Origin of the sequence: Mesorhizobium sp. M1338, assembly GCF_040318045.1 — a bacterium.
Classification (GTDB): domain Bacteria; phylum Pseudomonadota; class Alphaproteobacteria; order Rhizobiales; family Rhizobiaceae; genus Mesorhizobium.
Genome location: NZ_JAMYLL010000027.1, coordinates 14,160 through 38,265, shown reverse-complemented (window position 1 = coordinate 38,265; position 24,106 = coordinate 14,160). Strand labels below are relative to the sequence as shown.

Genomic DNA, 24,106 nt, shown 5'->3' with positions numbered 1-24,106 from the left:
TATGACGGTTGCGATTGGTCCAGTCGAAGGACTAGCTTGCCGCCGGCTCACAAGGAGAAATCATCATGGATCTCGGTATCAGCGGGAAGAAGGCCATCGTCTGCGCTTCGAGCAAGGGACTTGGGCGCGGTTGTGCCATGGCGCTGGCGGAAGCCGGCTGCGACGTCGTCGTCAACGGGCGCAATGCCGAACTGGTGGCGAAAACCGCTGCGGAACTGCGCCAGCGCTATGGCGTCACGGTGACGGAAGTCGTTGGCGACGTCTCGAGGCCCGAGGTGCAGAAGGCGCTGCTCGCGGCCTGCCCGGAACCGGATATCCTCGTCAACAACAATGGCGGACCGCCGCTTCGCGATTTCCGCACGCTCGACCGCGAAAAGATTCTCGAAGGCGTCACCCAGAATATGGTGACGCCGATCGAACTGGTGCAGGCTGTCCTCGACGGCATGGCGGCGCGCGGCTTCGGCCGCATCGTCAACATCACCTCGCTGTCGGTCTATGTTCCGATCCCCGGCCTGGACCTGTCGTCCGGCGCACGCGCCGGCCTGACCTCGTTCCTGGCCGGCGTGGCGCGGACGGTGGTCGATCGCAACGTGACCATCAACAGTCTTTTGCCGGGCAAGCTCGACACCGACCGGCTGCGCGGGCCGCACGAGGCCGGCACATCAGAGGATCCCGCCGCCGCGGCAGCCCGCAAGACCCGCATCAGCGCCGATGTTCCGGCCAAGCGGCTCGGCACGCCGGAGGAATTCGGCCAGATCTGCGCCTTCCTGTGCTCGGTCCATGCGGGCTATCTGACCGGGCAGAACATACCGGTCGATGGCGGTCTCTATGTCAGCGCCTTTTGATCGACGCGCCTGCCAACCAGCAGCAATCATTTGCTGTCAAATCGGCATAAGCACTTGATAGATAACGATTTTCGACACGCCGCAGGGTAAAGCCGCCGGCGCGTCAATTAGCGTCGCGAAAAACCTCGGCTGCATGCTAAAAGGGAATCTCCAGGCAGATTTCGGAGGAGCGGCCGCATGGAAGGCGAGAGCAAAAAGACGGCACGTTCGGACCTCGACGAAGCCGCCCTCTACTTCCACAAGCACCCAAGGCCGGGAAAACTCGAGATCCAGGCGACCAAGCCGCTCGGCAATCAGCGCGACCTCGCGCTCGCCTATTCGCCTGGTGTCGCCGCCCCTTGCCTGGAAATCCGTGACGATCCGGCGACCGCCGCCGACTATACGGCGCGCGCCAATCTGGTTGGTGTCGTCTCCAACGGGTCGGCGGTGCTCGGCCTCGGCAATATCGGCCCGCTGGCCTCCAAGCCGGTGATGGAGGGCAAGGCTGTCCTGTTCAAGAAATTCGCCGGCATCGACGTCTTCGACATCGAGATCGACGCGCCCGGCATCGAGCGCATGGTCGAGACGATCTCGGCGCTCGAGCCGACCTTCGGCGGCATCAATCTCGAAGACATCAAGGCGCCGGAGTGCTTCGAGGTCGAGGAGCAGTTGAAGGCCCGCATGGGCATACCGGTGTTCCACGACGACCAACACGGCACCGCGATCATCGTCGCCGCCGCCGTACTCAACGGGCTGGAATTCGCCGGCAAGACCATCTCGAACATCAAGATCGTCACCTCAGGCGCCGGCGCTGCCGCCCTTGCCTGCCTCAACCTGCTGGTCTCGCTCGGCGCGCGGGTCGAAAACATCTGGGTCACCGACCGTTTCGGCGTCGCCTACAAGGGCCGCGTCGACGAGATGGACCGCTGGAAGGACCCCTATGTGAAAGACACAGAGGCGCGCACGCTGGCCGATGTCATATCAGGCGCCGACGTCTTCCTCGGCTTGTCGGCGGCAGGCGTGCTGAAGCCGGAACTGCTCCAGCACATGGCGCCGAAGCCACTGATCCTGGCGCTGGCCAACCCCAATCCGGAGATCATGCCGGAGGTGGCGCGTGCGGCGCGTCCCGATGCGATGATTTGCACCGGCCGCTCCGATTTTCCTAATCAGGTCAACAACGTACTGTGTTTTCCTTACATCTTTCGCGGTGCGCTCGACTGTGGCGCCAGCGCCATCAACGAGGAGATGAAAATGGCCGCGGTGCGGGCGATCGCAGCGCTCGCTCGTGAAGAACCCTCCGATGTCGCGGCCCGCGCCTATTCCGGCGAGACGCCGATCTTCGGCCCCGAGTTCCTGATCCCCTCGCCCTTCGATCCGCGCCTGATCCTGCGCATCGCCCCGGCGGTCGCCAAGGCGGCCTGCGACACCGGTGTCGCGACAAGGCCGATCACCGACTCCGCCGCCTATATCGACAAGCTCAATCGCTTCGTTTTCCGCTCCGGCCTGGTGATGAAGCCGGTGTTCTCGTCGGCCAAGGCATCGACCGCCAAGCGCGTCATCTACGCCGACGGCGAGGACGAGCGCGTGCTCCGCGCCGCCCAGGTGGTGCTCGAGGAAGGCATCGCAGAACCGATTCTGATCGGCCGCCCACATGTCATCGAAGTGCGCCTGAAGCGCTACGGGCTGCGCATCAAGCCCGGTGTCGATTTCGGCCTGATCAATCCGGAAGACGATCCGCGCTATCGCCACTATGTCGACCTGTTGATCGAACTCGCCGGCCGGCGCGGCGTGACGACGGAGGCCGCGCGCACCATGGTGCGCACCGACAACACGGTGATCGCAGCACTTGCGCTCAAGCGCGGCGATGCCGATGCCATGGTCTGCGGCCTCGAAGGCCGCTTCGAGCGGCATCTGCGCAACGTCACCCTGATCATCGGTCCGCGCACCGGCGTCAGGGATCGCGACCTCTCGACGCTGTCGATGCTGATCTCGCAGCGTGGCATCATCTTCCTCACCGACACCCACGTCTCCGTCGACCCGACGGCCGAGGAGATTGCCGAGATGACGGTGCTGGCGGCGGAAGAAATCCAGCGCTTCGGCATCGAGCCGAAGGCAGCACTCCTGTCGCATTCCGATTTCGGCTCGCGCGATTCACCCAGCGCGCTCAAGATGCGGCAAGCGGCGGCGATCCTGGCGCGTATCGCACCCGAACTGGAGTGCGACGGCGAGATGCATGCCGATTCCGCCTTGTCTGAGCATCTGCGCCAGCGCGTCTATCCGCATTCGCGGCTGAAGGGCGAAGCCAATCTGCTGGTATTCCCCAACCTCGATTCGGCCAACATCACGCTGACCGCACTCAGAACCATGATGGATGCGCTGCATGTCGGGCCGATCCTGCTCGGCACCGACATGCCGGCGCACATATTGACGCCGTCGGTGACCTCACGCGGCGTCGTCAACATGACGGCGCTTGCCGTGGTCGAAGCCGCTCACAAGGCGCAGGCGGTCGTCAATCTGGGCTGAACGCGGATTTCGCGGTAAACTGCGGTTAACCGCGAACACGGTAGCCTTGCGGGCCAACGGGCGGGATTTGGGCAGGCGGAGTTTGGGCGGATGGCAAGCGGAGGGTGGAAGCAGGCGCATGCTGCCGTGCTGCTTGGCCTTCTGTTGTCCGCAACCTGGGGAGTGGCCGAGCCACAGGCCGCCTCGCGGATCTGCCGCCAGTTGGAGGCCGATCTTGCCTCAGCCTCACGCGGCGGTGGCGGCGGTCCGGCACTGATCCGGAAATACGATTCCGCAATTGCCAGGCAGCATGAGCAGATTTCCAAGGCCCGCGGCCAAGCGAGCCGGGCCGGGTGCGGCTTTTCCCTGTTTGACCGCAACCTCAATCAATGCGCCGGGCTCAACGCCACCATCGACCGCATGAATGCCAATCTCGACGCCTTGCAAAACAAGCGCGAGCGGATGGCCGGCGGTGGCTCGCGCCGTGACCGCGAGCGCATCGTGGCGGCACTTGATGCCAATGGCTGCCGCGACGACACCGTTGCGCCACGGCGCGCGCCCTTGCAGGAGGCGGACCGCGAAGGCGGCGGCACAAACCTGTTCGATCAGCTTTTCGGCGGCAACAGCCAGCAGCTCGATACGCCAGATCCACTTGACCAGCTTGGCGATCCTGGCGAGGAGCGCAGCGTCCGCCGGGTGCTCAACCGGCCCGGCGTACCGGACTTTCCGAGCGTCGGCGGTGAATTCCACACCTCCTGTGTGCGCACCTGCGACGGCTACTTCTTCCCGATGTCCAACTCGGCCTCGGCGAGCGATTTCGAACGCGACCAGAAGAATTGCGAATCGAGCTGCCCAGGCACCGAGATGGAGGTTTTCTACTCGCGCGGCATGGATGACGATTCGGCCTCGATGACGTCATCGGTAACCGGCCGGCCCTACAGCGAATTGCCGACCGCCTATCTCTACAAGCAGCCCGACATGTCGCGGCCACCGGCTTGCGGTTGCAACGCCGCCGCGCAGGGCTTCCAGATCATCGCCGGCAACCCGCCATATCAGGAGCAATCGCAGCCCGAAACGGACGCTGCATCGTTCATCCCAGTCCCCAGTTCCAAGCCAGACCCGGGCGCCGATCCGGAAACCCTGGCCAATCTGGAAGGCGGGCTCGACCGCGAGGCGATCAAGCGGCTTTCCGTCAAGCCGGTGACGTCGCCGGTGTCCGCGCTGCCGCCGGACCAGCGCAAGGTCAGGGTCGTCGGGCCAACGTTCCTTCCCGACCCATCAGCGGCAATAGATCTGCAAGCTCCGGCCCCGAGGGCAGTCCGGTAAGGGCTGTTCTGAGCGGCATGAACAACGCCTTGCCCTTGCGGCCGGTCGCTTCCCTGATCTTGCCCGTCCAGTCTTTCCAGATCGTCCCGTTCCAAGGCTCTTCCGGCAAAAGGTCGAAGGCCTGACCGAGAAAATCGCGGTCGTCATCGGAAAATTCCGGCTTCTCCCGTGGCCCTTCGCGCAGGATACGCCACCAATTGACCGCATCGGCCAGCCTGTCGAGATTGCCGCGCACCGCCAGCCAGAACGGTTCGGCCTGCTCGCCCGATACGCCGAGCACGATCAGCCGGTCTTGCGCCTCGGCGAACGGCATGTGGTGCAGCAGTGTCCGGTTGAGCACGAACAGCTCGTCCGGATCGAATTTGGCCGCGGATCTCGATGTCGCCGCCGGATCGAAGCGTTCGGCGAGTTCGCCCATCGTCGGCACCGCCGCGACATTCTCCGAGGTGCCAACCAGCACGGCCAATGAGGCGACGGCCATCGGCTCGATGCCGTCCTCGCGCAGGCTTTCGATGGAGAGCGCGCCGGTGCGCTTCGACAACCCCTCGCCCGAGGACGTGGTCAAGAGATTGTGGTGGCCGAACACCGGCGGCGCGGCAGCCAGTGCCTGGAACAGCGCGATCTGCACGCCCGTATTGGTGACGTGGTCGTCGCCGCGGATGACATGGCTGACGCCCATCTCGATGTCGTCGACCACGGAGGGGAGCGTATAGAGGTAAGTACCGTCCTCGCGCACCAGCACCGGATCGGAAAGCGAAGCGAGGTCGACGGTTTCCTCGCCGCGCACCAGATCGTTCCACTGGATTTCGGTGCGTTCCGGCTGTTGCGGATCGCCCGAGAAATTGGGGAGGAGAAAACGCCAGTGCGGCCGGCGGCCATCGGCCTGGTATTCGGCGATCTGCTCGTGCGTCAGGGCCAGCGCCTCGCGGCCATAGACTGGCGGCAGGCCGCGCGTTCGGCGCACCTTGCGGCGGAGATCAAGTTCCTCCGGCGTTTCATAGCAGGCATAGAGAACGCCTGCCGTCTTCAACCTCTCGACCGCCGCGTCGTAGATCTCGAAACGCCGCGACTGGTACTCCGTGGCGTCCGGGAAAATGCCCAGCCAATGCAGGTCGTAGAGGATGGCGTCTGAAAATTCCTGCTTCGAGCGCGCAATATCGGTGTCGTCGAAGCGCTGGATGAAGCGACCTTTATTGTTCATGGCAAACAGCCAGTTGAACAAGGCGGTGCGCGCATTGCCGATATGGATGCGGCCGGTTGGCGACGGGGCGAAACGAACGGTAACTGTCATGAGCGGGGCGTACCGGATGCTTTTGCGGTTGACAAGACGCGCCCCCGCGCTGCCCGGCAGACATAGAACATGGCGCACATAATGAAAAGACCGGGGCGGGGCGCCTCAGGCGGCGCATACCCGGCGGCCGGCCGGCGGTTAGAGGTGGCCCCCGGCCGAAGCCGGAGGCCATCTCAGGGTCAGATCACCAGACCCTTGGTCAGTTCCAGCGCCTGGCGCTCGAACAGGCGGCGATAGATGCCGCCTTTCAGCCGGATCAGCTCGTCATGCGAGCCTTCCTCGACGATCCTGCCGCGATCGAAGACCAAGAGCCTGTCGAGCGCCCGCACCGTCGAAAGCCGGTGCGCGATAACCAACGTGGTGCGGCCGACCATCAGCCGCTCCATCGCCTGCTGGATCAGCACCTCGGATTCCGAATCGAGGCTTGATGTCGCCTCGTCGAGGATCAGGATGCGCGCATCGGCAAGAAAGGCACGCGCGATCGCCACGCGCTGACGCTCGCCGCCCGACAGTTTCACACCGCGTTCGCCGACCAGAGTGCCGTAGCCCTTCGGCAGGTTGGTGATGAAATCATGCGCGCTCGCCAGCTTTGCGGCATGCTCGATCTCATCCTGCGTCGCGCTCGGCCTGCTATAGGCGATGTTCTCGGCCAGCGACCGGTGGAACAGGATCGGTTCCTGCTGGACGATGGCGATCTGCCCGCGCAGCGACGCTTGCGCCACCTGCGAGATGTCCTGGCCGTCGACCAGGATCTTTCCCGCATTCACGTCATAGAGCCGCTGGATCAGCTTGACGAAGGTTGTCTTGCCCGAACCCGAATGGCCGACCAGCCCGACACGTTCACCCGGCGCGATATCGACCGAAAAGTCGCGATAGAGCGCCGATCGGTGATTGCCGTAGTGAAAGGTGACGTTGTCGAAGCCGATCCGTCCTTCAGTGATCCGGATCGGCTTTGCGCCGCGCCGGTCCTCGATGCCGAGCGGTTCGGACTGGAAATCGACCAGTTCCTCCATGTCGTTGATCGAGCGCTGCAGATTGCGGATGTGCGTGCCGATATCCCTGAGATAGCCTTGCAGCACGAAGAACGAGGTCAGCACGAAGGCGACGTCACCGGCGCTCGCCTGCCCCCACGACCACAGCATCAGCGCCAGGCCGATCACCGCGGCCCGCATGACCAGCAGCAGCGCCCCTTGCGTGGTGCCGTTGATGGTGCCGCGCACCCAGGTGCGCCGTGTGCGCGCACGCCATTTGGCGACGACCCTGGCGAGGCGGCGCTCCTCGCGCTCCTCGGCGCCAAAGCCCTTGACCACGGCGTTGCAGCTGACCGCGTCGGCCAGCGAGCCGCCGAGGCGCGTGTCCCAGATGTTGGCGAGCCTTGCCGCCGGGGCGACATAGCCAAGCGACAGCATCGCGGTCACCATGATGAACAGCACCGAACCGGCGGCAACCACCGCGCCCATCAACGGCCAGAACCAGCCGAGCAGCAGCGTCGAGCCGACCAGCATGACGACGGACGGCAGCAGCGCGATGAGGATCGTGTCGTTGAGCAGGTCGAGCGCCCACATGCCGCGCGTCACCTTGCGCACGGTCGAGCCGGCAAAGCTGTTGGCATGCCAGTCGGTGGAAAAGCGCTGGACGCGATGGAAGGCGTCGGCGGCGATATCCGCCATCATCTTCAGCGTCAATTCGACGATGCCCATGAAGGCAAGGTTGCGCAAAACAACGCCGGTCAATGCCAGGGCCATCAGCATCGAAAACGCCGTCATCGCGGCATTCCAGGCAATGGCGTCCGCACCGGCGCTGCTGGCGACGGCGTCGACCAGCCGGCCGGAATAGAGCGGCGTCAGGACGTCGGCCAGCGTCGACAGCAGGAAGCCGCCCATGATGAGCGAAAGCCGCCACGGCTGGCGCCGCCAATGGGTGAGCGTGAAGCCAAGGACGCTGCGAAAGGCGCTCGCGCGCAAATCGATTCGAAAACGAGCCATGATGTCATTCGGGCGCGAACGAGCCCGATCCCAGTAAGGTCGAAAATTGAAGAAGCCGCGCATGGGGCCAATGAGCGCCCAGAAGCGGAGTGGCATATTTGGCGTCTCGCCCGTAGTCGGGCGGCGACCGGCATCGGCATAAGCCTGCGCTCGATCCGGAGTCGGTGCGGGGGCAAAGCCCTCGCGGAACGCCAGATGAGACCTAGGCTTCGCGGCCTCGCATTACCATTTGAAATACTGCCATTCGGACCTCCCGCAAATGAATCGCGGAGAGGTCCTTATAGAGACGCCCAGATGCATCGCCAAGATCAGCGCACGCCAAAAGTGTATCTGGTCCAACCACTGCGATCATTTTGCAACAATGGCAGCAAGTCATCGCCGCGTGCCGCTTCATCTGGTCGAAAAGGGCTGGGACGAGCCAGTTGCCGATGCCGCCGCGGCCGCCGCGCGCTTTCAGTGTCTAGCCGCGATCCCTGAACCGGTTGGTGATGGGGTAGCGGCGGTCGCGGCCGAAGTTCTTTTTGGTGATCTTCACGCCCGGAGCCGCCTGCCTGCGTTTGTATTCGGCGATGTAGAGCAAGTGCTCGATACGCGTCACCGTCGCCCGGTCATGGCCGCGCGCAACGATGTCGTCGACGCCCATCTCGTTCTCGACCAGGCATTCGAGGATGTCGTCCAGCACCGGATAGGGCGGCAGCGAGTCCTGGTCGGTCTGGTTCTCGCGCAATTCCGCCGACGGCGCCTTGTCGATGATGTTCTTCGGGATCACCTCGCCCGAAGGCCCGAGCGCGCCCGGCGGCACATGGCTGTTGCGCCAGCGCGACAGTGCGTAGACCTGCATCTTGTAGAGGTCCTTGATCGGATTGAAGCCGCCGTTCATGTCACCGTAGAGCGTGGCGTAGCCGACCGACATCTCGCTCTTGTTGCCGGTGGTGACGACCATCGAGCCAAACTTGTTGGAGATCGCCATCAGGATGGTGCCGCGCGCGCGGCTCTGCAAATTCTCCTCGGTGATGCCTTCCTTGGTGCCTTCGAACATCTGCGTCAACGTATGCAGAAAGCCCTCGACCGGCTCGAAGATCGGCACGATGTCATAGCGGCAGCCGAGCGCACGGGCGCAGTCCTCGGCGTCCTTCAGCGAGTCCTTCGAGGTGTAGCGGTAAGGCATCATCACCGCGCGCAGGCGTTCCTCGCCGAGCGCATCGACGGCAAGGGCGGCGCAGATCGCCGAATCGATGCCGCCCGAGAGACCAAGCACGACGTTCTTGAAACCGTTCTTGTTGACGTAGTCGCGCAGGCCCAGCATGCAGGCGCGATAGTCGGCCTCTTCCCTGTCCGGGATTTTCGACATCGGCCCTTCCGAACAGACCCACCCTTCGCCTTGTCTTTTCCAGGTGGTGACGTCGACTGCTTCCTCGAACTGGCTCATCTGGAAGGCCAGTGTCTTGTCAGAACCTATGGCAAACGAGGCGCCGTCGAAGATCAGCTCGTCCTGGCCGCCAAGCTGGTTGGCATAGATCATTGGCAGCCCGCATTGGATGACCTGGCGGATGACGACCTGGTGGCGAACATCGATCTTGGCGCGATAGTAGGGCGAACCGTTCGGCACCAGCAGGATTTCCGCCCCGCTTTCGGCCAGCGTCTCGCAGATGTCGATATCGCCCCAGATGTCTTCGCAGATCGGAATCCCGATCCGCACGCCGCGGAAATTGACCGGCCCCTGAATCTCGGGCCCGGCCTGGAAGACGCGCTTCTCGTCGAATTCGCCGTAGTTCGGCAGATCGAGCTTGTAGCGCTCGGCGATGATCTTGCCGCCATCGGCGAAGATGATCGAATTGTGCGTGCCGCTCTTGCGCTTTAGCGGCGTGCCGATGATGACGCCCGGGCCGCCGTCGGCGGTATCGGCGGCAAAGTCCTGTGCCGCCTTTTCGCAGGCCTTCAGGAAAGCCGGCTTCAGCACCAGATCTTCCGGCGGATAGCCGGCGAGGAAAAGCTCGGTATAGAGCACGAGATCGGCGCCTTGGCGAGCGGCATCCGCTCTCGCCTCGCGGGCCTTGGCGAGGTTGCCGGCGACGTCACCGACGGTCGGGTTGAGCTGGGCGATCGCGATGCGCAGGATGTCGAGGTTCTTGGTCATGCCTGCTGACTTAGCGCGGCAAATTTCGTCGGGCAATGGCGTTCGTTTGGACCACTTCGGACCGATTGTGGCCGGACTGCCGGCGATCGGTCGTCGCCCATATATTCGCGCAACGCTTGCGGAGAATGGTTGTCGCCGATCGACATCGCCAGGATGCGCGAGATATGGCGGCGCGGCAGGCCCGTCTGCGCCACCCACTGGTTGATCTGGGCCTGGATCTTGTCGAGGTCCCTCTTCGAAGTCGGGGTTTCGGCGATGTCGAGCCCCGAGTCGCGCAATGCCGCCGCCATATCGCCCGAAATAACGAAGGCATCCCAACCCAGCCAACGCAGAAAATACTGGCCGGTGTTGCCGCCGAGCCGGCTGCCATGCTTGCCGAGCCACGCCATCAGCCCGACCTGATCGTCGGCCGGCCAGTTGGCGAGGAATTCACCGAAGCCGCCGTGCTCCTTCGACACACGTTCGACGAAGGCCGCGTTGTCGCGAACGGATTTGATCTTCTGCGGGTTGCGCACAATGCGCTGATCGGAAGCCAGATCGTGCCAGAAATCATCGGGCTGGAACAACAGCCGCTTTGGCTCGAAGCGCAGAAACGCCTCTTCGAAGCCAGGCCATTTCTGTTCGACAACGCGCCAGACGAAACCGGCGGCAAAGACCCGCTCGGCCATAACAGACAGAATGCGATCGTCCGCGATGTCTGCCACGGCGGCATTGTCGGGCGCCGGGCCCAGCAGTGACGAAAGCTCCGCCTCGCCACCCTTGCGTTTTGCGGCACGAGCGCGGATTTTTGCGAAATCGGGCATTCTGCTTGCATCCTCACGTCGTGCTTTTGACGAACCGGCATCTTCCTATATGGAAACCAGGCTGCCAAGCCGCTGCTTTGTATGGAGACATCCATGAACAAGACCGTGCCGGAACTCGCCAATCGCTGGCTGAGGCGAAACCCGGAGAGCCTGAGCGAACTTGAGAGGCGGGTGCTGCAGAGTACCGTCGACCGCAAGCCCATAGCGCAGGACATCAACGACCATCTTGCCGGCCTTCAGGGCGCGGGCGACCGTATCGCCGACGCCATTGCGCGCGTCGGCGGCTCGTGGACGTTCATCCTGTCCTTCATCGCCTTCCTGATCCTCTGGATCGGTGCCAATTGGTGGCTGCTGGGGCGAGAGTCGTTCGACCCCTACCCCTTCATCTTCCTCAACCTCGTCCTCTCGATGATCGCCGCCTTGCAGGCGCCGGTGATCATGATGTCGCAGAACCGCCAAGCGGCGCGCGACCGCATCGACGCCGCCCACGACTACGAGGTCAACCTCAAGGCCGAGATCGAGATCATGGCACTGCACGAAAAGCTGGACGAGCTGCGCCACAGCCAGATCATCGGCATGCGCGACGAGATCGCCCAGATAGCAGAACAGCTGAAACGGATCGACGAACGGCTTGCCCCCCAGACCCAGCCCTCATGACGCAGGCCATCCATCATTTCATCGAACAATATGGGCTGCTTGCTGTCTTTATCGGCTGCGTCGCCGAAGGTGAAAGTGCCGCCATCCTCGGTGGCTTTTTCGCGCACCAGCAGGTCTTCGTCCCGTGGCACGCCTTTGTCGCGGCTGGCCTCGGCGCCTTCGCCGGCGACACCTTCTTCTTCATCCTCGGACGAAGCTTTGCCGACCATCGCTATGTCGTCAGATTGCGCAAGCGACCCGGCTTTCGCCGCGCCTTTCGCCTGCTCAACTCTCATCCCGACATTTTCGTCCTGTCGAACCGCTACGTCTACGGCATGCGCCTCGTCGGCGGCATCGCGGCCGGGCTTTCCAATATCCCCGCGCTGCGCTTCGTCGTCCTCAACGCCATTTCATCGGCAATCTGGGCGGTGCTGTTCGGCACGGTCGGTTATGTCTTTGGACTGGGAGCCGAGCACTTCATCGGCCAGGCATTGATGCGCCACGAGCGGCTGCTGATCGGGCTTGGCATCGGCCTGAGCGTGGCGATCCTTGCCTGGTTCGTCGCCCGTCACATCGCCAGCAGGGAGCGCGCCAGGGAGAGCTGAGCTGGATGTGCTTGAGATTCAGGTTAGGCCGGTATCACCTGAATATCGAGCACCTTCTCTAGATCGGTAGTCCCGTAATCCGTTCGATGATGGCGATGCCCCAGACACCGGCGACGATGAGCACCGAAATCAGCACCGCCAGCGAACCGCAGTCCTTGGCCAGCTGGATGTCGACATTGAACTCGCGGCTGAAGGCGTCGCACGCCGCCTCGATGCCGGTGTTCAGCACTTCGACCATGATCAGCAGCAGCACCGCGCCGATCAACAAGGCATAGCCGCGCCATGAGATCGAAACGAACCAGCCGAGCGGCAAGGCAAGCGCCAGCAGCATCAGCTCCTGCTGGAAAGCCTTCTCGCTGACGGCCAGTTTGCGAAACGCCCGCACCGAATTGAAAAAAGCGTCGATCAGCCGCTGCATGCTAAACCCCTTTCCGAATCACCGGCACGGGATAATGCAATGGCTGGCCAGATCAATGGAATAAGGCGACTTGTCCAAGTTTCATTCAGCGACCGGTATGGACGGTGTCGATTTTTCAAACTGCGGCAGCCCGTCGTTGATCGAATAATAGTCGCCCTTGTCGCCGACGAAGATATGGCATTCGCCCTCAAGGCCTGTCGGCCTGTCGAACGATCCCGCCATGACTGAAATGTAGTCGTGGTCTCGCGGCTTCCAGAACAGCACCGAGCCGCACACCTTGCAAAAACCGCGCCTGGCGAAGGCGGACGCCTCGTACCAGGTGATGCTTTCCGTGCCTTCGATGACGATGTCGGCGTTGGCAACATTGGTCGCGGCATAGAAATGTCCGCTCTGCTTGCGGCATTGCGAGCAATGACAATAGACGACGCCACGCAGCGCTCCGTGCGTTCCGAAGCGGACCGCTCCGCACAGACAGGACCCTTGATGGCCATCACTCATGTCGACCCCTTGTTGAAGAAAATTCTGCCTGGCACGAGCATCGCCATCAGGATTCCAGCTTTGCGGCGGCCACGCGCAAGCAAATGCGACATGTACTGGCGCGGCGAATCCGAAATTCGGTTTCATTCTTAATGCGCGAATTTCGGATTCGACGCCACCAAACTGGCGCTGTCACGGATTGTTGGTGCGAAGATTCAAGCTTCTACAGCCGCAAAATAGAGAAAAACGTGTCCGCTTCTTACAAATTAAGGAAACTTTAGCGCCAGCGCATTTATGGTCACGGCAAGCGAAGGTCGTGGGTGGGGACGCATCCCTTCGCAGGTTGTTCTGGAGTGTCGGTCGCATTCCCCAGATCGGCGACAAAGGGGACCCGCGAATTCCGCGGCGGGATTCGAGGGGAAGAAACAAAAATGCAGCCGGCACCTGTCCCGACCGAACGAAGCACCGACATCGCAGCCAGTGTCATCGCCACAATGCGCCAGCTGGGTGTGCTCGGCCTGCCACGCAACTACGAGATCTTCTACGAGGCCCTGAGCGGCACCAATCGCGAACTCAGCCTCGCCGTCGTTTCGCTGAGCAACCGGCCGACACAGGATGAACTGGACCAGATCGGGCGCACTTTCTTTGCCCAGAACCATGGCCCGGGCATCGTCGAGCATGCCAGGGACGTCATTGCCAGGGAGCTTGAGGAGGTCGCCTCGCTGTTGCGGAGCGAGCGCAGCCACATCGAGAAATACGGCAGGATCCTCGATGAGACATCGAGTGGCCTCAGCGGCCGCAGCCTTCTCTCCCAGGACCTTTTGCAGAAGATCGCCAACGCCATGGCGGTTGCCACCAATTCGACGATCGATCACGGCCGGCAGGTGGCCTCGACGCTCAGCGACAAGACGGCCGAACTCGAGAGCGTCAAGTCGAAGCTCGAGGAGTACAAGCGGCTGGCCGATACCGATCCCTTGACCCATATCTGGAATCGCCGCGCCTTCGACAAGGAAATCACCAGGATCTACAACAGCAACAGGGGCATCCTGTTCAATGCCTTGATCCTTGCCGACATCGATCGCTTCAAGGACATCAACGATCGCTACGGCCACCCGGTTGGCGACAAGATCATCCAGATCATCGCCGACATTTTCCAGACCGGCATTCGCGGCGACATGTTCGTCGCCCGCACCGGCGGCGAGGAATTCGCGCTGATTGTCGAGGGCGCCAGCGAGGATGCCACCTACGAGATCGCCGAGCGCATTCGCGCCCTGATCGAACAGACGCCGTTCACCAGCAGCCAGACCGGCACCAATTACGGCACCGTCACCGTCTCGATGGGCATCTGCATGGCGTCCGAGGCCGAGGGGCCGGAGGATCTCTACACCAAGGCCGACCGGGCGCTCTATCGCTCGAAGGTCAGCGGCCGCAACCGCGTCACCAAGCACTCGACGATGGCCGGTCGGGCCGGCAAAAGCTGGCTGCTTTACAAGAAGGACTGAGCTTCCCCGCCGATCGCCGCTGCGAATTGTCTTGCGCCATCCCTTTCCATATGAATTTCTGTGGGCTATATTTTCCACAGAAATAGAAAGGCGCCGCGATGCAACCTCAAACCGCTGCCAAGACAGCCGAGAATGCAGTCCTTACCAAGGCAACGCTGCGCGCGGCCGATCTGCTGGACATCACAGCCAGGATGCTTGCCTCGGTAATAGGCGTTTCGGAGGCCACGGTTTCGCGCATGCGCAGGGATGAATTCCTGCTCGAGCGCGGCACCAAGCCATTCGAACTCGCCGTGCTGTTCGTCAGGCTGTTCCGCTCGCTCGACGCCATAGTCGGCGGCGACGCGGCTGTCGCCCGGGCATGGCTGAAGAACGCCAACACGGCGTTCGACGCCGCTCCGCTTGAAAAAATCCTCACCATCACCGGACTTGTCGATGTCATCGCCTATCTGGACTCCCGTCGCGCTCTCGTCTGAGGCCGTCGGGATCGACGGCAAATACTGGCGCATGGTCGAGGCGCAGCACCACGTCTCGACGCTGAAAATCGTCGACACGCTCGACGAGCAGGCGATACTGGAAGACTTGATCGAGGAAACCAAGCCGCGGATCCCGCTCGAATGCCGCCATCTCCACTATCTCCTGGCGACGCCCTTCCGCTACGGCTCGGTCTATCCGCACGGTTCGCGCTTCCGCCGCGCCGGCAGGACCAAGGGCGTCTACTACGCGGCCGGGACCGTGATGACGGCGGTTGCCGAAATGGCCTTCTACCGGCTGCTGTTCTTTGCCGAGTCGCCCAAAACACCCTGGCCGAGCGACGCCGCCGAATACACGGCCTTTGCCGCCGCGATCAAATGCGCCAGGGCGATCGATCTCACCCGGAAGCCGCTTGATCGCGACGCGGCTGCCTGGACACATCCGACCGATTACGCGGCTTGCCAGGCCCTTGCCGATGCCGCCCGCGAGGCCGGGCTGGAGGCGATCCGCTACCGCTCGGCGCGTGACCCCAAAGGTGCCAACATAGCGCTGCTGACCTGCCGCGGCTTTGCCAAGGCCAAGCCGATGGAGCCACGGACCTGGCGGATCCGCCTGGGCGCGTTCGGTGTGCAGGCGATCTGCGAATTTCCTGAAAAACGGATCGAGTTTTCCAGAACCGCCTTTGCCGATCCCCGTCTCGCTGGCCTGCGCTGGGAACGCGGCCGCTGAACCAAAAACGAAAAAGGCGCCGAATTTCTCCGGCGCCTTTTTATGAATTCATTCGGACCGCGGCGAAAATCAGCCGTTCACGGCCTGCTTGTGCTGCACCGGGTGGCTCTTCTTCAAGAGATCCGAGACCAGGAAGGCCAGTTCGATCGCCTGGTCGGCGTTGAGGCGCGGATCGCAATGGGTGTGGTAGCGGTCCTGCAACTCTTCGGCGGTGATGGCGCGCGCGCCACCGGTGCATTCGGTGACGTTCTTGCCGGTCATCTCGATATGGATGCCGCCCGGATGCGTGCCTTCGGCGCGATGCACCTCGAAGAAGGTCTGCACCTCCTTCAGGATGCGGTCGAACGGCCGCGTCTTGTAGCCGGCCGCCTCTATCGTGTTGCCGTGCATCGGGTCCGAAGACCACACCACGCTGCGGCCTTCCTTCTTCACCGCGCGGACCAGCTTCGGCAGATGGTCGGCGACCTTGTCGGAACCGAAGCGCGCGATCAGCGTCAGCCGGCCGGGCTCGTTGTCGGGGTTGAGCAGATCGATCAGTTCCAGCAACCCGTCCGGCGTCAGCGACGGTCCGCATTTCAGGCCGAGCGGGTTCTTGATGCCGCGGCAATATTCGACATGCGCATGGTCGGGCTGGCGTGTGCGGTCGCCGATCCAGATCATATGGCCTGAGGTGGCGTACCAGTCGCCGGAAGTCGAATCGACGCGGGTCAGCGCCTCCTCGTAGCCGAGCAGCAACGCCTCGTGGCTGGTGTAGAAATCGGTTTCGCGCAGGGCGTAGTTGGTTTCCGAGGTGATACCGACGGCCTTCATGAAGTCCATCGTCTCGGTGATACGATTGGCAAGCGATTCATACTTCTCGCCTTGCGGACTGTCGGACACGAAGCCGAGCATCCAGCGATGCACATTCTCCAGGCTGGCATAGCCGCCCTGCGCGAAGGCGCGCAGAAGGTTGAGTGTCGCCGCCGACTGGCGGTACGCCATCTCCTGGCGGGCAGGATCGGGAATGCGCGACTTGGCGTCGAATTCGATGCCGTTGATGATGTCGCCGCGATAGCTGGGCAGCGTCACCCCGCCCTTGGTCTCGTTGTCTGACGAGCGCGGCTTGGCGAACTGGCCAGCAACGCGGCCGACCTTGACCACCGGCTGCGCGCCGGCGAAGGTGAGCACCACCGACATCTGCAGGAACACGCGGAAGAAGTCGCGGATGTTGTCCGCGCCATGCTCGGCGAAGCTCTCGGCGCAATCGCCGCCCTGGAGAAGGAATGCGTCACCGGCAGCGACGGCCGCAAGCTGCTTCTTCAGCTTGCGTGCCTCACCTGCAAAAACCAGCGGCGGAAAGGTCGCGAGTTGGGCTTCCGTGGTCTTCAGCGCGGCAAGGTCCGGATAGGCAGGAACCTGCTTGATCGGCATCGCTCTCCAAGAATTCGGCGACCATTTCGTCATCGCTGCACCCAACGCTCTTTCCGAGCAACTCCAGGAAAAGCGTGAAACGGTTTTCCGTCCGGAATTGCGTCAAACAACAAAAGCAAGCGCCATCGCCCGCCAACCCGCCCCATATGGGGATCGCGGCTCCATACACGAAGCCGATTTCCTATTCTAGACCGGATTTGGCCGCGTGGCGAATGGCGGCCTGGCGAGGCGCTGTCCTACCCCTGCCCTACGCCGCCGCCTTCTCCACCAGCCGCGCCAGTTGCGTCATGACGACCGCGGAGCCCGCCAGCCGCTTCTCGGCCGTTGGCCAGTCGCGCACGAACACGACGCTGTGGTCCGGCCGGATCTTGGCCAGCGAGCCCTGCTCGCCGATGAACCGGACCAGCCCGACCGGGTTGGAGAATTCACGCTTGCGGAAATGGATGACGACGCCCTTCGGGCCGGCGTCGAGCTTCTCGACATTGGCCTTGCGGCAGAGCGCCTTGATGAAGACGATCTTGAGGAGATGCTTGACCTCCTCCGGCAGCGGGCCGAAGCGGTCGATCAGCTCGGCGCCGAAAGCATCGATCTCCTCGGTGTTTTCAAGATCGCCGAGACGGCGATAGAGCGCCAGCCTGAGCTGCAGGTCCGGAACATAGCTTTCCGGGATCATCACCGCCGTGCCGACGGCGATCTGCGGCGACCAGCCGCCATCCTGAACCTCGCCGGAATCCTTCACCTCGGCGACGGCTTCTTCCAGCATCTGCTGGTAGAGTTCGAAGCCGACCTCCTTGATGTGGCCGGACTGCTCTTCGCCCAGAAGATTGCCCGCGCCTCTGATGTCGAGGTCGTGGCTGGCCAGTTGGAAGCCGGCGCCCAGCGTGTCGAGCGATTGCAGCACTTTTAGCCGGCGCTCGGCGGTGTCGGTCAGCTTGCGGTTGGCCGGCAGCGTGAACAGCGCATAGGCGCGCACCTTCGAACGCCCGACGCGCCCGCGCAATTGGTAGAGCTGCGACAGGCCGAACATGTCGGCGCGATGGATGATCAGCGTGTTGGCGGTTGGGATGTCGAGGCCGGATTCGACGATGGTGGTCGACAGCAGCACGTCGTACTGGCCGTCGTAGAAGGCATTCATGATGTCGTCGAGTTCGCCCGGCGGCATCTGGCCATGGGCCACCGCAACTTTCAATTCAGGCACGGATTCTCTCAGGAAATCATGGATTTCCGCCAGATCACTGATGCGCGGAACGACATAGAAGGAATGCCCGCCGCGATAACGTTCGCGAAGCAGCGTCTCGCGGATCACCAGCGGATCGAAGGGCGAGATGAAGGTGCGCACCGCCAGGCGGTCGACCGGCGGCGTAGCGATCAGCGACAGCTCGCGCACACCGGTCAGTGCCAGTTGCAGCGTACGCGGGATCGGCGTCGCCGACAGCGTCAGCACGTGCACATCGGTTTTCAGGTCCTTCAGCCGTTCCTTGTGCTTGACGCCAAAGTGCTGCTCCTCGTCGATGATCAGCAGCCCAAGACTCTTGAACGAGATCGCGGACCCAAGCAGCGCATGGGTGCCGATGACGATGTCGACCTGGCCCTCGGCAATGCCCTTCTTCGTTTCCGCCAGCTCCTTGGCACCGACCAGACGCGAGGCCTGGGCAACGCGGATCGGCAGGCCTGAGAAACGCTGCGAAAACGTCTTGAAATGCTGGCGCGACAACAGTGTCGTCGGCACCACCACCGCCACCTGAAATCCTTCCATCGCCGCGATGAAGGCGGCCCGCAACGCGACCTCGGTCTTGCCGAAGCCGACATCGCCGCAGATCAGCCGGTCCATCGGCTTGCCGGCGCCAAGATCGTCGCGCACGGAGTCGATCGCCGTCTGCTGATCGTCGGTCTCCTCATACGGGAAGCGGGCGGCGAACTCGCCATAGAGGCCTTCGGCCGGCACCAGCGCCGGTGCGGCGCGCATCTGCCGTTCGGCGGCGATGCGGATCAATTGCCCGGCCATGTCGAGCAGGCGTTTCTTCAGCCGCGCCTTGCGCGACTGCCAGGCTCCGCCGCCGAGCTTGTCCAGCGTCGCTTCGGCCGAATCCGAGCCATAGCGCGAAAGAAGCTCGATATTCTCGACCGGCAGGAACAGCCGGTCATCGCCGGCATAGTGGATTTCCAGGCAGTCATGCGGCGCGCCGACCGCTTCGATGGTGCGCAGGCCGATGAAGCGGCCAATGCCGTGGTCGGCATGGACGACGATGTCGCCCGCCGACAGCGCCGAGGCCTCGGCGATGAAGTCCGACGGACGCTTCTTGCGCTTCGAGCGCCGGATCAGCCGGTCGCCGAGAATGTCCTGTTCGGCGACGACAACCAGTTTTTCGGTCTCGAAGCCGGATTCGAGCGGCAGCACGGCGAGAGCCGCCTGCCCCGGCTCAAGCTTTTCGGCTTCCGCCAGCGTCGCGACCTGCTTGAGGTTGCCGAGGTGGTGCTCGCCAAGGATCTGGCCAAGCCGGTCGAGTGAGCCTTCTGTCCAGCCGGCGATGACGACGCGGCGGCGCGCCGCGCGCTCGTCGGCGATGTGTTTGACGACGACATCAAAGACATTGACGTTCGGGTCGGCGCGTTCCTCGACGAATCTGCGGCCGTGCCGCGAACCGGAGTGAAAGACCTTTTTCGCGCCGGCATCGGGCGCATCGAACGGCGTGAAATCGATCGCTTCGCGCGGCCCGAGCGAGGCGATCAGGTTTTCCGGCGAAAGATAAAGCAGATCCGGCGGCACCGGCTTGTAGGGCACGGCGTCCTTCAAGGCACTATCGGCCTGCTTCTTGCGCGCCTCGTAGTGATCGAGGATCAGCGTGTGGCGTTCGGCCAGTGCCTCATGCGCCAGGTGATCGAAGACGACAGGTGTATCGGTGAGATAGTCGAACACCGTCTCCAACCGCTCGTAGAAGAACGGCAGCCAGTGCTCCATGCCGGCGAAGCGTCGTCCTTCACTGACCGCCGCATAGAGCCCGTCGTCGCGCTGCGGTGCGCCAAAAGCTTCGATATAGGAGCGGCGAAAGCGGCTGATAGTTTCCGGCGTCAGCGCCACTTCGCTCATCGCTTGCAGCGCCATCGACTTGCGTTGGCCGGTGGTGCGCTGGGTGGCGGCATCGAAGACACGAATCGATTCCAGCGTGTCACCGAAGAAGTCGAGCCTGAGCGCCTCGGTCCAGCCGGGAGCAAACAGGTCGAGAATGCCGCCGCGCACCGCGAATTCGCCGATGCCGCGCACCGTCGGCACGCGCTCGAAGCCGGATGTTTCCAGCCGCGACACCAGTGCGTTCATGTCGATCTGGTTACCGGGCCTGGCGTGAAAAGTCTGTGCCTCGACCAGTTCAGCCGGCGGAATCCGCTGCAGCAGTGCATTGGCGGTGGTGAGGATGACGGCGCGGTGCGGCTTTTTCGCCAGCGCGATCATGGCGGTCAGCGCATCGAGGCGCTTGGCGGCGGCGTCCGAACCAGGCGAGACGCGGTCGTAGGGCAGACAATCCCAGGCCGGTAGTTCGAGAATCGGCAGACCTGGCGCCGCGAAGGACAGCGCCTCGATGATCGCCGGCAGGCGCTGGCCGTCGCGCGCCACGAACAGCACCGGCTTGTCGGGCGCGATCTCGAGTGCCGCCTGCACCAGCGCGAAAGCTTCGTAGCCGTCGGCGACGCCGTCGACGATAAACTGGCCGGCGCGGCCTTTCGGCAGACCGATGGTGGGAATGAGGCTCATGAAATCACGTCGTTTTGAATGTGGTTGTTCAAAATGTCAGGGAGTGGCGGAATGCCAGGATCTTTTGCAGGACGGCACAATCGATGTCCGCCGGGACCGGGCGTTCGCCGGTGACCATGGGCAGGAATTCGGTGTCGGGAATGTCGAGGAGCTTCTCATATTGGTCGATTTCCTCGCCGGTCAAGGCGCCGATCTCGGCGTCGGCGAAAGTGCCAAGGATCAGGTCCATCTCGCGCATACCGCGATGCCAGGAGCGAAACAGAAGCTTGCGGCGGTGGGCGTCCAGCCCCTCGCTTGATCTCGTCGTTCCGGTCATTGTGCCGCATCCTCACTTGCTGCGGCGCATATAGCGTGGATAGAAGGTGCTGTCAGCCTTGCGCTGTAGCCGTCACGACATAAGCTGACATCATCATGCGCCCCACCATCCTCGATCCGCTGTTTGTCCCGATCACCTCGCTTGCCGGCGTCGGGCCGAAGGTTGGCGCCCTGATCGAAAAGGTTGTCGCGGCCGATCTGGGTGATCGCGTCGCCCGCGCGGGCGACCTTCTGTTCGTGCTGCCGCACACCGTCATCGACCGCCGCAGCCGTCCGGGTATTGCAGGGTCCGCCGAAGGCCAGATCGTCACGCTCGACGTGCGCATCGACCGCCACCAGCCGCCGCCGCGCGGCAACAGGTCGGTGCCCTACCGGGTCTATGCCCATGACGACACCGGCGAGATCGCGCTGACCTTCTTCCATGCGCATGCTTCCTATCTCGAAAAGGCGATGCCCGAAGGCGAGCATGTCGTGGTCTCGGGCCGCATGGAATGGTTCAATGGCCGCCCAAGCATGGTCCACCCCGACCATATCGCGCTGGCCAGCGAAGCGGAGAACCTGCCGCTGGTCGAACCGGTCTATCCGCTCACCGCCGGGCTCTCGGGCAAGGTGCTGCGCCGGGCAATCGGCCAGGCGCTGGCGCGCGTGCCTGAATTTCCCGAATGGCAGGATGGCGCCTTCATGCGCCGGCACACCTTTGCGGCCTTTGGTGATGCGCTTGCCCGTATCCACAATCCGGCGGACCCGATCGACGTCTCTGTCGACGGCGCTGCATGGCGGCGCCTGGCCTATGACGAGTTGCTGGCGGGCCAGGTTTCGCTGGCGCTGGTGCGGGCAAAAGTCCGTCGCCTGTCCGGCCGTCCCCTGGTCGGCGACGGCAGCATCGTCGAGAAACTGCGCGCCGCACTGCCCTACTCGCTGACATCAAGCCAGGAGTTCGCGCTGGCCGAAATCAATGCCGACCTCGCCGATCCCGAACGCATGCTGCGGCTTTTGCAGGGCGATGTCGGCTCCGGCAAGACGGTCGTGGCGCTGCTGGCCATGGCGCGTGCCGTCGAGGCCGGCGGCCAGGCCGCCTTGATGGCACCGACGGAAATCCTGGCGCGTCAGCACCTGGCGACCATCGCGCCGCTTGCCGCCAAGGTCGGGCTGCGCATCGCTATCCTCACAGGCCGTGAAAAGGGCCGCGAGCGCACCGACACGCTGGCAGGCCTGGCCAGCGGCGCGATCGACATCATCGTCGGCACCCACGCGCTGTTCCAGGAGACGGTCACCTTCCACGACCTGGTCTTTGCCGTCATCGACGAGCAGCACCGCTTCGGTGTCCACCAGCGCCTTGCCATCACCGCCAAGGGCGATGCGCCAGACATGCTGGTGATGACGGCCACACCGATCCCGCGCACGTTGGTACTGACCGCTTTCGGCGACATGGACGTGTCGAAGCTGACGGAAAAGCCGGCCGGCCGCCAGCCGATCCGCACCGTCACACTGCCCCTGGAGCGGCTCGATGAACTGGTCGGGCGCATGGTCGACGCCGTTGCCGCTGGCCAGAAGATCTACTGGATCTGTCCGCTGGTCGAGGAATCCGAAGAGATCAAGCTGATGTCGGCCGAGGACCGTTTTGCCTCGCTGAAGCCGCTGTTCGGCGACCGCATCGGCCTCGTCCATGGCCGCATGAAGGGCGCCGACAAGGACGAGGCGATGCGCGCCTTCAAGCAGGGCGAGACACGCATCCTGATCGCCACCACGGTCATCGAGGTCGGCGTCGATGTACCGGACGCCACCGTCATGGTCATCGAACATGCCGAACGCTTTGGCCTGGCCCAGTTGCACCAGCTGCGCGGGCGTGTTGGGCGCAGCGACAAGCCCTCCTCCTGCGTGCTGCTTTACAAGGACCCGCTCGGCGAGACCGCAAAACGCCGGCTGTCGGTAATGCGCGAGACCGAAGACGGGTTTCTGATTGCCGAGGAAGACCTGAAGCTGCGCGGCGAAGGCGAATTGCTGGGCACCCGCCAGTCCGGCACGCCGGGTTTCCAGGTGGCGCGCATCGAGGCGCATGCCGACCTTCTTGAGGCCGCCCGCGACGACGCCAGGCTGATCCTGTCGCGCGATCCGGAGCTGCAATCCGAGCGTGGCGAGGCGCTGCGCCTGCTGCTTTATTTGTTCGGACGCGACGAGGCCGTGCGGCTCCTGCGCGCCGGCTGAGCCAAGGCGGCAACCGATGGATTGGCAAGCATCCCCTCGATCGGCTCGCCATTCACGACGACCATTGGCTTGACCTCGGGGGCCACCAGCCCGGCCGAGACGATCAGCTTGGCGCCGTCCTCGATCGTCATGTCAAGCAGCACGATATCCGACTTCGGCACGTACATGAGAAAGCCAGTGGTCGGGTTCGGCGTACAGGGCATGAACACCGCAATCAGCGGATCGCCTTCCTGATCGAGCTTCTGGTTGATCTCGGTCTCCTTCTCGCTGGCGACGAAAACCAGCGACCAAACGCCCTTGCGCGGATATTCGACCAGCCCGACCTGGCGGAACATGTCGCCCTTGTTGGACAGCACGGTCTCGAAAATCTGCTTCAGCGAACCATAGATGCCGCGCACCAGCGGCATGCGGCCAAGCAGCCGTTCGCCGAAATTGACGATGGCTCGGCCGACGATGTTGGCCGTCAGGAAACCGATCAGCGTGATCAGGATCAGCGCCACGATCAGCCCGAACCCCGGAACCGGAAACGGCAGGTAGGAGTCCGGACTGTAGCGCACCGGAATATAGGGTTTCACCCAGGAATCGACCCAGCCGATGAACGACCAGGCGATATAGGCGGTGATCGCCAGTGGCGCACAGACAACGAAGCCTGTGAGGAAATAATTCCTCAGCCGGGTCATGCCGGAGGTCTTGGGAGCGTCGGACATGGTTCACCGGGAACG

Annotated in this window: 20 protein-coding genes; 10 read left to right on the top strand and 10 right to left on the bottom strand. The window is 63.4% G+C overall.

Features of this window, described 5'->3' with window-relative positions; all coding sequences use genetic code 11:
• Window positions 1–65: 65 nt before the first annotated feature.
• From NKH19_RS21610 to NKH19_RS21600, 3 genes are all read left to right on the top strand, one after another.
• Window positions 66–845, top strand: a complete 780-nt coding sequence (locus tag NKH19_RS21610; RefSeq protein ID WP_352870872.1) for an SDR family oxidoreductase — start codon at window positions 66–68, stop codon at window positions 843–845.
• A gap of 177 nt (window positions 846–1,022) precedes the next feature.
• On the top strand, window positions 1,023–3,347 hold the full coding sequence (locus tag NKH19_RS21605; protein ID WP_352870871.1) for an NADP-dependent malic enzyme: 2,325 nt from the start codon (window positions 1,023–1,025) through the stop codon (window positions 3,345–3,347).
• Window positions 3,348–3,437: 90 nt separating this feature from the next.
• Window positions 3,438–4,652, top strand: coding sequence for a DUF2865 domain-containing protein (locus tag NKH19_RS21600; protein ID WP_352870870.1), 1,215 nt, complete (start codon window positions 3,438–3,440; stop codon window positions 4,650–4,652).
• On the opposite strand, the gene gltX is transcribed toward NKH19_RS21600, so the two are convergent.
• The 4 genes from gltX to NKH19_RS21580 all read right to left on the bottom strand — a co-directional run bounded on the left by gltX (window position 4,570) and on the right by NKH19_RS21580 (window position 10,868).
• Complete coding sequence (gene gltX / locus NKH19_RS21595; protein WP_352870869.1) at window positions 4,570–5,943, bottom strand: glutamate--tRNA ligase; 1,374 nt, start codon at window positions 5,941–5,943, stop codon at window positions 4,570–4,572. The genes NKH19_RS21600 and gltX overlap by 83 nt on opposite strands.
• Window positions 5,944–6,122: 179 nt before the next feature.
• Window positions 6,123–7,928 (bottom strand): ABC transporter ATP-binding protein, encoded by a 1,806-nt coding sequence (locus NKH19_RS21590; protein ID WP_352870868.1) that lies wholly within the window; start codon window positions 7,926–7,928, stop codon window positions 6,123–6,125.
• A gap of 460 nt (window positions 7,929–8,388) precedes the next feature.
• Window positions 8,389–10,065, bottom strand: coding sequence for an NAD+ synthase (locus NKH19_RS21585; protein ID WP_352870867.1), 1,677 nt, complete (start codon window positions 10,063–10,065; stop codon window positions 8,389–8,391).
• The gene (locus NKH19_RS21580) at window positions 10,062–10,868 is read right to left on the bottom strand and encodes a DNA-3-methyladenine glycosylase I (RefSeq protein WP_352870866.1); all 807 of its coding nucleotides are present in this window, start codon (window positions 10,866–10,868) and stop codon (window positions 10,062–10,064) included. Before NKH19_RS21580 ends, NKH19_RS21585 begins: the two co-directional genes overlap by 4 nt.
• A gap of 93 nt (window positions 10,869–10,961) precedes the next feature.
• Between NKH19_RS21580 and NKH19_RS21575 the strand changes: the two genes are divergently transcribed.
• Together NKH19_RS21575 and NKH19_RS21570 are read left to right on the top strand one after the other, a co-directional pair.
• A complete protein-coding gene (locus NKH19_RS21575; RefSeq protein WP_352870865.1) occupies window positions 10,962–11,525 on the top strand; it encodes a DUF1003 domain-containing protein in 564 nt (187 codons plus the stop codon).
• Window positions 11,522–12,109: a DedA family protein gene (locus tag NKH19_RS21570; RefSeq protein ID WP_352870863.1), complete on the top strand. Its 588-nt coding sequence runs from the start codon at window positions 11,522–11,524 to the stop codon at window positions 12,107–12,109. The genes NKH19_RS21575 and NKH19_RS21570 overlap by 4 nt, the downstream gene beginning before the upstream one ends.
• 58 nt (window positions 12,110–12,167) lie before the next feature.
• Here the strand turns inward: NKH19_RS21570 and NKH19_RS21565 are convergent, their stop codons facing one another.
• Window positions 12,168–12,527, bottom strand: a complete 360-nt coding sequence (locus NKH19_RS21565; RefSeq protein ID WP_292179283.1) for a diacylglycerol kinase — start codon at window positions 12,525–12,527, stop codon at window positions 12,168–12,170.
• Window positions 12,528–12,608: 81 nt separating this feature from the next.
• Window positions 12,609–13,025: a GFA family protein gene (locus NKH19_RS21560; protein ID WP_352870862.1), complete on the bottom strand. Its 417-nt coding sequence runs from the start codon at window positions 13,023–13,025 to the stop codon at window positions 12,609–12,611.
• Between the two features lie 410 nt (window positions 13,026–13,435).
• Between NKH19_RS21560 and NKH19_RS21555 the strand changes: the two genes are divergently transcribed.
• The 3 genes from NKH19_RS21555 (at window position 13,436) to NKH19_RS21545 (ending at window position 15,706) form a co-directional block, all read left to right on the top strand.
• Window positions 13,436–14,506, top strand: a complete 1,071-nt coding sequence (locus tag NKH19_RS21555; RefSeq protein ID WP_352877823.1) for a diguanylate cyclase — start codon at window positions 13,436–13,438, stop codon at window positions 14,504–14,506.
• A gap of 98 nt (window positions 14,507–14,604) precedes the next feature.
• Window positions 14,605–14,979, top strand: coding sequence for an MbcA/ParS/Xre antitoxin family protein (locus NKH19_RS21550; protein WP_183451823.1), 375 nt, complete (start codon window positions 14,605–14,607; stop codon window positions 14,977–14,979).
• Window positions 14,939–15,706: an RES family NAD+ phosphorylase gene (locus NKH19_RS21545; protein ID WP_352870860.1), complete on the top strand. Its 768-nt coding sequence runs from the start codon at window positions 14,939–14,941 to the stop codon at window positions 15,704–15,706. The genes NKH19_RS21550 and NKH19_RS21545 overlap by 41 nt, the downstream gene beginning before the upstream one ends.
• Window positions 15,707–15,775: 69 nt before the next feature.
• On the opposite strand, the gene NKH19_RS21540 is transcribed toward NKH19_RS21545, so the two are convergent.
• Window positions 15,776–17,149, bottom strand: coding sequence for a class II 3-deoxy-7-phosphoheptulonate synthase (locus NKH19_RS21540; RefSeq protein WP_352870859.1), 1,374 nt, complete (start codon window positions 17,147–17,149; stop codon window positions 15,776–15,778).
• Between NKH19_RS21540 and NKH19_RS21535 the strand changes: the two genes are divergently transcribed.
• Window positions 17,106–17,306: a hypothetical protein gene (locus NKH19_RS21535; RefSeq protein WP_352870913.1), complete on the top strand. Its 201-nt coding sequence runs from the start codon at window positions 17,106–17,108 to the stop codon at window positions 17,304–17,306. The two genes, NKH19_RS21540 and NKH19_RS21535, sit on opposite strands and share 44 nt — an antisense overlap.
• A 57-nt stretch (window positions 17,307–17,363) precedes the next feature.
• Here NKH19_RS21535 and mfd read toward each other — a convergent pair whose 3' ends face one another.
• Window positions 17,364–20,864 carry a transcription-repair coupling factor gene (gene mfd / locus NKH19_RS21530; RefSeq protein WP_352870857.1) on the bottom strand — a complete coding sequence of 1,167 codons (3,501 nt, stop codon included), beginning with the start codon at window positions 20,862–20,864 and terminating at the stop codon, window positions 17,364–17,366.
• Window positions 20,865–20,892: 28 nt separating this feature from the next.
• Entirely contained in the window at window positions 20,893–21,180 is a 288-nt protein-coding gene (locus NKH19_RS21525; protein WP_352870856.1) for a succinate dehydrogenase assembly factor 2, read from the bottom strand.
• A 95-nt stretch (window positions 21,181–21,275) separates the two neighbouring features.
• Here NKH19_RS21525 and recG point away from each other — a divergent pair, with 95 nt between their 5' ends.
• Complete coding sequence (gene recG, locus NKH19_RS21520) at window positions 21,276–23,384, top strand: ATP-dependent DNA helicase RecG (RefSeq protein ID WP_352870855.1); 2,109 nt, start codon at window positions 21,276–21,278, stop codon at window positions 23,382–23,384.
• Here the strand turns inward: recG and NKH19_RS21515 are convergent.
• Window positions 23,336–24,091, bottom strand: coding sequence for a DUF502 domain-containing protein (locus NKH19_RS21515; RefSeq protein WP_352870853.1), 756 nt, complete (start codon window positions 24,089–24,091; stop codon window positions 23,336–23,338). The genes recG and NKH19_RS21515 overlap by 49 nt on opposite strands.
• Window positions 24,092–24,106: the final 15 nt, after the last annotated feature.

Excerpts from the sequence above, each read along its gene's own strand:
- NKH19_RS21565 (WP_292179283.1), bottom strand. The coding sequence starts at position 12,527 with ATGCAGCGGCTGATCGACGCTTTTTTCAATTCGGTGCGGGCGTTTCGC.
- NKH19_RS21515 (WP_352870853.1), bottom strand. The coding sequence starts at position 24,091 with ATGTCCGACGCTCCCAAGACCTCCGGCATGACCCGGCTGAGGAATTAT.
- recG (WP_352870855.1), top strand. The coding sequence starts at position 21,276 with ATGCGCCCCACCATCCTCGATCCGCTGTTTGTCCCGATCACCTCGCTT.
- mfd (WP_352870857.1), bottom strand. The coding sequence starts at position 20,864 with ATGAGCCTCATTCCCACCATCGGTCTGCCGAAAGGCCGCGCCGGCCAG.
- NKH19_RS21525 (WP_352870856.1), bottom strand. The coding sequence starts at position 21,180 with ATGACCGGAACGACGAGATCAAGCGAGGGGCTGGACGCCCACCGCCGC.
- NKH19_RS21550 (WP_183451823.1), top strand. The coding sequence starts at position 14,605 with ATGCAACCTCAAACCGCTGCCAAGACAGCCGAGAATGCAGTCCTTACC.
- NKH19_RS21560 (WP_352870862.1), bottom strand. The coding sequence starts at position 13,025 with ATGAGTGATGGCCATCAAGGGTCCTGTCTGTGCGGAGCGGTCCGCTTC.
- NKH19_RS21575 (WP_352870865.1), top strand. The coding sequence starts at position 10,962 with ATGAACAAGACCGTGCCGGAACTCGCCAATCGCTGGCTGAGGCGAAAC.
- NKH19_RS21545 (WP_352870860.1), top strand. The coding sequence starts at position 14,939 with ATGTCATCGCCTATCTGGACTCCCGTCGCGCTCTCGTCTGAGGCCGTC.
- gltX (WP_352870869.1), bottom strand. The coding sequence starts at position 5,943 with ATGACAGTTACCGTTCGTTTCGCCCCGTCGCCAACCGGCCGCATCCAT.
- NKH19_RS21590 (WP_352870868.1), bottom strand. The coding sequence starts at position 7,928 with ATGGCTCGTTTTCGAATCGATTTGCGCGCGAGCGCCTTTCGCAGCGTC.
- NKH19_RS21610 (WP_352870872.1), top strand. The coding sequence starts at position 66 with ATGGATCTCGGTATCAGCGGGAAGAAGGCCATCGTCTGCGCTTCGAGC.
- NKH19_RS21600 (WP_352870870.1), top strand. The coding sequence starts at position 3,438 with ATGGCAAGCGGAGGGTGGAAGCAGGCGCATGCTGCCGTGCTGCTTGGC.
- NKH19_RS21555 (WP_352877823.1), top strand. The coding sequence starts at position 13,436 with ATGCAGCCGGCACCTGTCCCGACCGAACGAAGCACCGACATCGCAGCC.
- NKH19_RS21605 (WP_352870871.1), top strand. The coding sequence starts at position 1,023 with ATGGAAGGCGAGAGCAAAAAGACGGCACGTTCGGACCTCGACGAAGCC.
- NKH19_RS21585 (WP_352870867.1), bottom strand. The coding sequence starts at position 10,065 with ATGACCAAGAACCTCGACATCCTGCGCATCGCGATCGCCCAGCTCAAC.
- NKH19_RS21570 (WP_352870863.1), top strand. The coding sequence starts at position 11,522 with ATGACGCAGGCCATCCATCATTTCATCGAACAATATGGGCTGCTTGCT.
- NKH19_RS21540 (WP_352870859.1), bottom strand. The coding sequence starts at position 17,149 with ATGACGAAATGGTCGCCGAATTCTTGGAGAGCGATGCCGATCAAGCAG.
- NKH19_RS21580 (WP_352870866.1), bottom strand. The coding sequence starts at position 10,868 with ATGCCCGATTTCGCAAAAATCCGCGCTCGTGCCGCAAAACGCAAGGGT.